This is a genomic window from Nocardioides sp. 616 (genome assembly GCF_002930065.1).
Classification (GTDB): domain Bacteria; phylum Actinomycetota; class Actinomycetes; order Propionibacteriales; family Nocardioidaceae; genus Nocardioides; species Nocardioides houyundeii.
This window is the reverse complement of sequence record NZ_POAG01000003.1, coordinates 55,736-63,650: the sequence shown is the minus strand read 5'-3', so window position 1 is coordinate 63,650 and position 7,915 is coordinate 55,736. Positions and strand designations below refer to the sequence as shown.

Below are 7,915 nucleotides of genomic sequence, written 5' to 3'. Positions count from 1 at the left end.
GCCGGGCGCCGGGGGCGCAGGTCGGCGACGTCGCCGACCACGTTCACGCCGCTGCCCTGGATCCAGTCGATCCACAGCTCGGCCTGCCCCTCGGCCCAGTCGTAGTGCTCGGGGGGCAGCGTCACCGGCACCGAGGGCCGGTTGACGAGCTCGCCCTCGGCGAGCATCTCCCGGATCAGGGCGTCGTACGTCGCCTCCCGGCGCACGCCCAGCTCCAGGCGACGGTTGAGCTTGCGGATCAGCATGGTCTCCGCGACGCCCAGCGAGGGGTTGGACCGCTCGCTGTCCAGCGGCGCCCAGGACGGGTCGATGCCGAACGCGGTGGAGAAGCGCTGCCAGAGCAGGTTGCCGGCGCGGTCGTGCGGGACGGTGACGACGTGCACCTGCTCCGGCGGCAGCTTGGCGGCCCAGTTGTTGAGCACCTGGGGCAGGTCCAACGCCTTGCGGAACCAGGTCTCGCCGCGCTCCACCTTGGTCAGGAAGCGCTTGAAGCTCCACTTGCGGCCCTGCTTGATGCTCTCCTGCCAGGCGGCGGGTAGCTGACGTCCCAGATCGCGCGCGGAGTACACGATGTGCACCTCGCAGCCGGCCAGGTCGTTCATCACCTTGGCGATCTTGTCCGCCGGCGCGGGCGCGAGGATCTCGTGGCTGATCACCACGGGGCCCGAGGCGCGGCGTACCCGGCGGACCATGGCGTCCCAGGCACCGTGGGCGTGCCCGGGAGCCCCGCCCCAGTCCTGCTCGAGCAGGTCGAGCGCGGCCCGGAAGTGGAACAGGTCCGCGGGGACGAACCGGTTCTTGGTGGGAATGGTGACCCCGTGCTCGGCCAGCGTCGAGACGTTGCGGGCCAACCTGTCCTGCAGGTAGGTGGTGCCCGTCTTGGGGGCACCGATGTGCAGGTAGACGACCCGACTCATGCCGGGGATTGTGCCAGTCTCATGGCGCTGGGTCTCATTCCTGCGAGTGTGCCAGTGCCCGCACCACCGCGGACGGGCTGGGGCGCCCCAGGTGCTCGGCCATCCACACGCTGGTCGCCACCACGGCGTTCAGGTCGACCCCGGTCTCGATGCCGAGGCCGTGCAGCATCCAGACCAGGTCCTCGGTGGCCAGGTTTCCGGTGGCGCTCTTGGCGTAGGGGCAGCCGCCGAGGCCGCCGGCGCTGGCGTCGAAGGTGGTGATCCCCTCCTGGAGCGCCGAGAAGGCGTTGGCCAGCGCCTGGCCGTAGGTGTCGTGGAAGTGCATCGCGAGCTGGTCCACCGACATGCCGGCGGCCACGAACCCTCCGATGAGCTCCTTGACGTGGCCGGCCGTGCCGACCCCGATGGTGTCGCCCAGGCTGAGCTGGCTGGCGCCGAGGTCGAACAGGCGCTTGCCCACGGCGACGACCTGGTCGACCGGGACCGAGCCCTCCCACGGGTCCCCGAAGCACATCGAGACGTAGGCCCGGACGTCCAGGCCGGCATCGCGGGCCCGGCGCACGGTCGGCTCGAACATGGCGAACTGGTCCTCCAGGCCGCGGTTGAGGTTCTTGCGGGCGAAGGTCTCGGTGGCGGAGCCGAACACCGCGATGTGCTTCAGCCCCAGCTCCAGCGCCCGGTCCAGGCCGCGCTCGTTGGGCACCAGCACCGGCAGGTCCCGGGCCGACTCGCCCAGCTGGTCACCGAGCAGGCCCATCAGGTCGGCGGCGTCGGCCAGCTGCGGGACCCACGTGGGGTGCACGAAGCTGGTCGCCTCGACGACCGGCAGGCCGGCGGCGAGCAGGCGGGTGACGAACTCGGCCTTCACCGCGGTCGGGACCACGGTCTTCTCGTTCTGCAGACCGTCGCGGGGACCGACCTCGTAGATGGTGACCCGCTCGGCGCTCATGCCTCCACCTCCACCACGAACAGTCGCGCGCCCAGGGCCACCTGGGCTCCGGCGACGGCGAGCACCTCGGTGACCACGCCGTCGAAGGGCGCCTTGAGGGCCAGCTCCATCTTCATCGCCTCCATCATGCCCAGCGCCTCGCCGGCGGCAACCTGCTGGCCGGCGACCACCTTGACCTCCAGCACGGTGCCGGGCATCGGGGCCAGGATCGTGCCGTCCCCTGCGGCGACCGCCTGGTCGGCGAACACGTCGGGCCGCTCGAAGACGTGGCGCTGACCCTGGTACACCACCTCGACCCGGTGCCGGTCGGCGTTGACGACCGCGCGGTGCCGGACGTCGTCGATGTCGAGCACCACCTCGTGGTCCGCCAGCGCCAGCTCGGTCACGCGGTGGGTCCCGTCCACCCGACCAGCGGCCCGCTCCACGACGACCGGGCGGTCCAGCTCGACGATCACGGGCGCCGGCGCCGCGCCCAGCCGCCAGCTGTCGGGGGCGAACGGGTGGGGACCACCGGAGGTCAACCGGGTCACCGCCACGTCGGTCCACGCGGCGATCACCCGGGCGACGTCGTCGGCGGGTGCGGGGAGCTCGGGACCGGGGATGGCGACCCGGTCCAGCCACGCGGTGTCGATCCGGGCGCTCGCGAACTCCTCGCCGGCCACCAGGGTCCGCAGGAAGCCGGTGTTGGTGGTCAGTCCCAGCACCGCGGTGCGGTCCAGCGCCGCGAGCAGCGCCCGGCGGGCCGACTCCCGGTCCGGGCCGTGCGCGATGACCTTGCCGAGCATCGGGTCGTAGGAGGTGCTGACCACGCTGCCGCTCTCCAGCGCGTGGTCGACGCGGACCGTGGTGGTCGGCTCGCCGTGGCCGGAGCCGCGCCCCCGATCGGCTCCGGGCCAGCGCACGATGGAGGCGGTGCCCGCCTGCGGCAGGAAGCCGCCGAAGGAGTCCTCGGCGTAGACCCGGGCCTCGATCGCGTGGCCGGCCAGCGTCAGGTCGCCCTGGGTGAACGGCAGCACGCCACCGGCGGCCACCTCCAGCTGCAGCCGAACCAGGTCGACCGGCTCACCGCCGGCGCGGACCACCAGCTCGGTGACCGGGTGCTCGACCTGGAGGCGGGTGTTCATCTCCAGGAAGTAGGCCTCGCCCGAGTCGTTGTCGAGCAGGAACTCCACCGTCCCCGCGCCGGTGTAGCCGACGTGCGCTGCCAGCGCCACCGCGGCGAAGGTGATGCGCTCACGGGTCTCGGCGCTGATCGTGGGCGCCGGGGCCTCCTCCAGCACCTTCTGGTGGCGGCGCTGGGTGGAGCAGTCCCGCTCGAAGAGGTGGACCACGTGGCCGTGGGAGTCGCCGAGCACCTGAACCTCGACGTGACGCCCCGACTCGACGTACTTCTCCACCAGCAGGGTGTCGTCGCCGAACGAGGAGGCTGCCTCGCGGGCCGCGGCGGCCAGCGCGGCGGGGTACTCGCCCGCGTCGCGGACCACGCGCATGCCCTTGCCGCCGCCCCCGGCGGCCGCCTTGACCAGCACCGGGTAGGCGAACGAGGCGGGGTCGTCGTCCACGGCGTACGACGGGACCACCGGGACCCCGGCGGCCACCGCCAGGTCGCGCGCCCGGTCCTTGCGGCCCATCTGGTCCATCACCTCGGCGGTGGGCCCGACCAGGGTGATCCCGGCGTCGGCCAGGGCGCGGGCGAGCTCGGCGCGCTCGGAGAGGAAGCCGTAGCCGGGGTGCACCGCGTCGGCCCCGGACCGTACGGCGGCCTCGACGACGGCGGGGATGTCGAGATAGCTGGCGACCGGGAGCGCCGCGTCCGCCTCGCGCACGTGCAGCGCGGAGCGGTCGAGGTCGGTGTGGATGGCGACGCTGCGGATGCCGAGGTCGCGGCAGGTGCGGATCACCCGCAGCGCGATCTCGCCGCGGTTGGCGATCAGGAGGGTTCTCATCGTCATCACATCCGGAAGATGCCGTAGTTGGGGGCCGGCGTGGGCGCGTGCGCGGCCACCGCCAGGCCCATCGCCAGCACCCGGCGGGTGTCGGCGGGGTCGATGATGCCGTCGTCCCACAGGCGCGCGGTGGAGTAGTACGGCGACCCCTGGGTCTCGTACTGGTCGCGCAGCGGGGCCTTGAAGGACTCCTCGTCCTCGGCGCTCCACTGCTCGCCCCTCGCCTCCAGGCCGTCGCGGCGGACGGTGGCCAGCACGGAGGCCGCCTGCTCGCCGCCCATCACCGAGATCCGGGCGTTGGGCCACATCCACAGGAAGCGCGGGTCGTAGGCCCGGCCGCACATGCCGTAGTTGCCGGCGCCGAAGGAGCCGCCGATCACGACGGTGAACTTGGGCACCACGCTGGTGGCCACCGCGGTGACCAGCTTGGCGCCGTCGCGGGCGATGCCGCGGTTCTCGTACTCCCGGCCGACCATGAAGCCGGTGATGTTCTGCAGGAAGACCAGCGGGATGCCGCGGGCGTTGCACAGCTCGATGAAGTGGGCGCCCTTGAGCGCGGACTCGCTGAACAGGATCCCGTTGTTGGCGATGATCCCGACAGGGTGCCCCTGGATGTGGGCGAAGCCGCAGACCAGGGTCTCGCCGTAGAGCTTCTTGAACTCGTGCACCCGGCTGCCGTCCACGATGCGGCGGATCACCTCGCGCACGTCGTACGGCGTGCGCGTGTCGGCGGGGACCACGTCGGCGAGGGTGCCGGGGTCCTCCAGCGGCTCCTCCGGCTCCCGCAGGTCGTACGCCGGTCGCCCGGGCGCGCCGCCTGCGGCGCCGTACCCGACGGTGGTCGGCAGGGTGTCGACGATCGAGCGGACGATCGCCAAGGCGTGGGCGTCGTCCTCGGCGAGGTGGTCGACCACCCCGGAGGTGCGGGCGTGCACGTCGCCGCCGCCCAGCTCCTCGGCGGTGACGATCTCGCCGGTGGCGGCCTTCACCAGGGGCGGTCCGCCCAGGAAGATCGTGCCCTGCTCGCGGACGATCACCGTCTCGTCCGACATCGCCGGCACGTAGGCCCCGCCGGCGGTGCAGGACCCCATGACGCTGGCGATCTGCGGGATGCCGCGGGCCGACATCTGAGCCTGGTTGAAGAAGATCCGGCCGAAGTGCTCGCGGTCGGGGAAGACCTCGTCCTGCAGGGGCAGGAAGGCGCCGCCGGAGTCGACGAGATAGAGGCAGGGCAGGTTGTTCTCCAGCGCCACGGCCTGGGCGCGCAGGTGCTTCTTGACCGTCAGCGGGTAGTAGGTGCCGCCCTTCACGGTGGCGTCGTTGGCGACCACCATCACCTCGCGGCCGCTCACCCGGCCGATGCCGGTCACCACCCCGGCCGACGGGACGGCGTTCTCCTCCCCGTCGCGGCCGTACATCCCCCAGGCGGCCAGCGGCGCCAGCTCCAGGAACGGGCTGCCGGGGTCCAGGAGACGGTCGACCCGGTCGCGGACCAGCAGCTTGCCGCGGTCGGTGTGCTTGGTGCGGGCGCTGGCCGAGCCGCCCTGGCGGACCAGGGTCAGGCGCTCGCGCAGCTCCGCGGTCAGGTCGTGCAGGCTCATGGGACTAGGTTAGCGATCATTAACCAGCGCGTCGACCGAACCCCGGGGACCGCGCCGCGTGGCAGGCTTCGGCCCATGGCAGCCGGCACCGCGAACCGCATCCACCCCACGGCGATCCTGGGCCCCGAGGTCGAGCTCGGCCAGGGCAACACCATCGGCCCGTACGTCGTGATCTCGGGCCCCGTGCGGATCGGGGACGACAACTTCTTCTCCCCGCACGTCTCGATCGGTGCCGCCGCCGACGTGCGCGGCCACCACCTGGACCCCGGCTGGGATGAGCCCACCCGGGACAGCGGCGTGGTGATCGGGTCGCGCAACGTGTTCAAGGAGTTCGCCTCCGTCACCCAGGGCTGGGCGCACGAGACCCGGGTCGGCGACGACGCCTTCCTGATGGGCAAGGCGCACGTCAGCCACGACTGCACCCTCGGCAACGGCGTCACCCTGGCCCACACCGCGGTGCTCGCCGGCCACGTCACCGTCGGGGACGGCGCCAACCTCGGCCTGGGCACGGTGGTGCACCAGCGGGCCTGGATCGGAGCCGGGGCGATGGTCGGCATGCAGTCGGCCGTCCGCGCCGACCTCCCGCCGTACGCCGTCAGCCTGGGGGTGCCCGCGCGACCCACCCGGCTCAACACCTACCGCCTGGACCTCCTCGGCGTCGCCGCAGCCGACCACGACGCCATCGCCGCGGTGGCCCTGGGCGGGGGCCGTGACCTGGACCGGGTCCCCGACGACGTGCGGAGCCCGCTCGAGGAGTGGGTGGAGCGCCGCGACGGCGCAGCCGCGGCGGAGTAACGGCCCCACTCCCTTTTGGACGAAAGCCGACGCCACCCTCACCGACTCACTACCCTCCGCAGGTGCTGTCGATCGCCAGGTGGGGACCTGCGGACCCCGAGAGTCCCGCGCCGCAGCGCCGCACGCTCCTGGTGCGCACGCTCGTCGTCTGGGTGTGGGTCTTCGCCTGCTTCCTGACCTGGTCGCTGGCCACCCCGTTCTGGTCCTCCCCCGACGCTCCGGCTCACGACCTGATGGCCTGGCACGTGGGCCACGGGCACCTGCTGCCCGATCCGACGGAGGTCCTCAACTCCGGGGTCACCTCCAACGCAGTCACCCCCGCCCCGGAGGGACTGGTGCGCAGCGCGGAGACCATCGGCTGCTACGCCCACGAGCCCCGCGCGGCGGCCGGGTGCATGGCCAGCCCCGGCGACGACTCGGACCTGGTGGACTTCATCAACCCGGCGGGGCGGAACTTCCCGACGTACTACCTGGCCACGGGGTGGCCCTCCACCCTGGTCGACGGCGTGGACGCCCTGTACGCGATGCGGGTGGCAGCGGCGGCGATCGCCGCGCTCTTCTTGGCGTGGGCCGCGTCGGCGGCCTGGACCCGCGCCCGGCCGATGACGGCCCTGGCCGGGGTGGCGGTGGCGCTGACCCCGATGGCGATGTACCTGGGCGGCGCGATCAACCCCAACTCGCTCGAGATCACCGCGGCGATGGCCCTGGCCGCCACCTCGGTGGTCTTCCTGCGCGAGCCCGACACCTGGCTGGGAGCGGTGATGTACCGCCGGGCCATGATCGCGGCGGGCGTGATGGTCACGATCCGGCTGCTGGCCCCCGTGTGGGTGCTCGTCTGGGTGGTGGCCTTCGCCCTGGTGGCGGACCGGCGGGCGTGGCGCAAGGTCCTGACCCGCCGCGGCCTCGCCTGGGCCGCCGTTCCGTTCCTGGGGGCGGTCTTCAATGTGGTCTGGACCTACACCGCGGCCCTCACCGACTACCAGGACGAGCCGAAGCACTCCTTGAGTCTCGCCCAGGCGTTCTGGGCCAGCAAGGAACAGATCGACCGGATCGGATCGGTGTCCACGCAGGTCGGGGTCTTCGGCTGGCTCGACACCGTGCTGCCCGGCTCCACCTACTACTACTACGCCCTGACCGTCGTCTTCCTGGTGGCGGTCGCCTGGGTGTTCCTGCCGGGACGCCAGGCGCTGGTCACCGCCTGGCTGCTCGTCGCGGCCTACCTGGTGCCGATCGTGCTGCAGGCCGGGCAGTGGAACACCAACGGTGCCGTCTGGCAGGGGCGCTACACGCTGCCGCTGAGCGTGATGATCCCGATCATGACCCTGATGCTGGCCGCCGACCGGCTGCAGGCACCCCGGGTGGCGGACCTGGCGCGGCGCTTCAGCACGGTCCTGCCGCTGGCGATGATGCTGGTCCTGTGGGTCCACGTGTCGGCGTTCACCTTCCAGCTGCGCCGCAACATCGAGGGCGTCGACGGGCGGGCCCCCGCCGAGGAGCGATGGAGCCCCGTGGTGCCGGCCGAGGCCCTGGTCCTGGCGCTGGTGCTGCTGCTCGGGGCCGCGTGGCTGGCCTTCGGGATCGGCTGTCACCGGGAGCGGGTGGCTGCCGGTAAGGTGCCTCGGGCCTCCCGCCCTCGGGCGGACGACAACCGTCCCAGCGAGTGACACCGAGCACCACAAAGTGACACACCTGGGCAGACGAGCCAGG

Annotated in this window: 6 protein-coding genes; 2 read left to right on the top strand and 4 right to left on the bottom strand. The window is 72.5% G+C overall.

Translation table 11 applies throughout. The features are described 5' to 3' along the window. From C5H89_RS01090 to C5H89_RS01075, 4 genes are all read right to left on the bottom strand, one after another. The coding region (locus C5H89_RS01090; RefSeq protein ID WP_104105260.1) for a hypothetical protein at positions 1-917 on the bottom strand (917 nt) is incomplete at its 3' end. 34 nt (positions 918-951) lie between these two features. Then, entirely contained in the window at positions 952-1,866 is a 915-nt protein-coding gene (locus tag C5H89_RS01085; RefSeq protein ID WP_104105259.1) for a hydroxymethylglutaryl-CoA lyase, read from the bottom strand. Then, positions 1,863-3,812 carry a biotin carboxylase N-terminal domain-containing protein gene (locus C5H89_RS01080; RefSeq protein WP_205304795.1) on the bottom strand — a complete coding sequence of 650 codons (1,950 nt, stop codon included), beginning with the start codon at positions 3,810-3,812 and terminating at the stop codon, positions 1,863-1,865. The genes C5H89_RS01085 and C5H89_RS01080 overlap by 4 nt, the downstream gene beginning before the upstream one ends. A gap of 5 nt (positions 3,813-3,817) precedes the next feature. Next, positions 3,818-5,413 carry a carboxyl transferase domain-containing protein gene (locus C5H89_RS01075; protein ID WP_104105257.1) on the bottom strand — a complete coding sequence of 532 codons (1,596 nt, stop codon included), beginning with the start codon at positions 5,411-5,413 and terminating at the stop codon, positions 3,818-3,820. A gap of 75 nt (positions 5,414-5,488) precedes the next feature. On the opposite strand from C5H89_RS01075, the gene C5H89_RS01070 reads away from it, so the two are divergent. After that, positions 5,489-6,208: a UDP-N-acetylglucosamine acyltransferase gene (locus tag C5H89_RS01070; protein ID WP_104105256.1), complete on the top strand. Its 720-nt coding sequence runs from the start codon at positions 5,489-5,491 to the stop codon at positions 6,206-6,208. Positions 6,209-6,270: 62 nt separating this feature from the next. Beyond that, positions 6,271-7,872 carry a DUF2142 domain-containing protein gene (locus tag C5H89_RS01065; protein ID WP_162799137.1) on the top strand — a complete coding sequence of 534 codons (1,602 nt, stop codon included), beginning with the start codon at positions 6,271-6,273 and terminating at the stop codon, positions 7,870-7,872. Positions 7,873-7,915 lie beyond the last annotated feature (43 nt).

Excerpts from the sequence above, each read along its gene's own strand:
- C5H89_RS01085 (WP_104105259.1), bottom strand. The coding sequence starts at position 1,866 with ATGAGCGCCGAGCGGGTCACCATCTACGAGGTCGGTCCCCGCGACGGT.
- C5H89_RS01080 (WP_205304795.1), bottom strand. The coding sequence starts at position 3,812 with ATGAGAACCCTCCTGATCGCCAACCGCGGCGAGATCGCGCTGCGGGTG.
- C5H89_RS01075 (WP_104105257.1), bottom strand. The coding sequence starts at position 5,413 with ATGAGCCTGCACGACCTGACCGCGGAGCTGCGCGAGCGCCTGACCCTG.
- C5H89_RS01070 (WP_104105256.1), top strand. The coding sequence starts at position 5,489 with ATGGCAGCCGGCACCGCGAACCGCATCCACCCCACGGCGATCCTGGGC.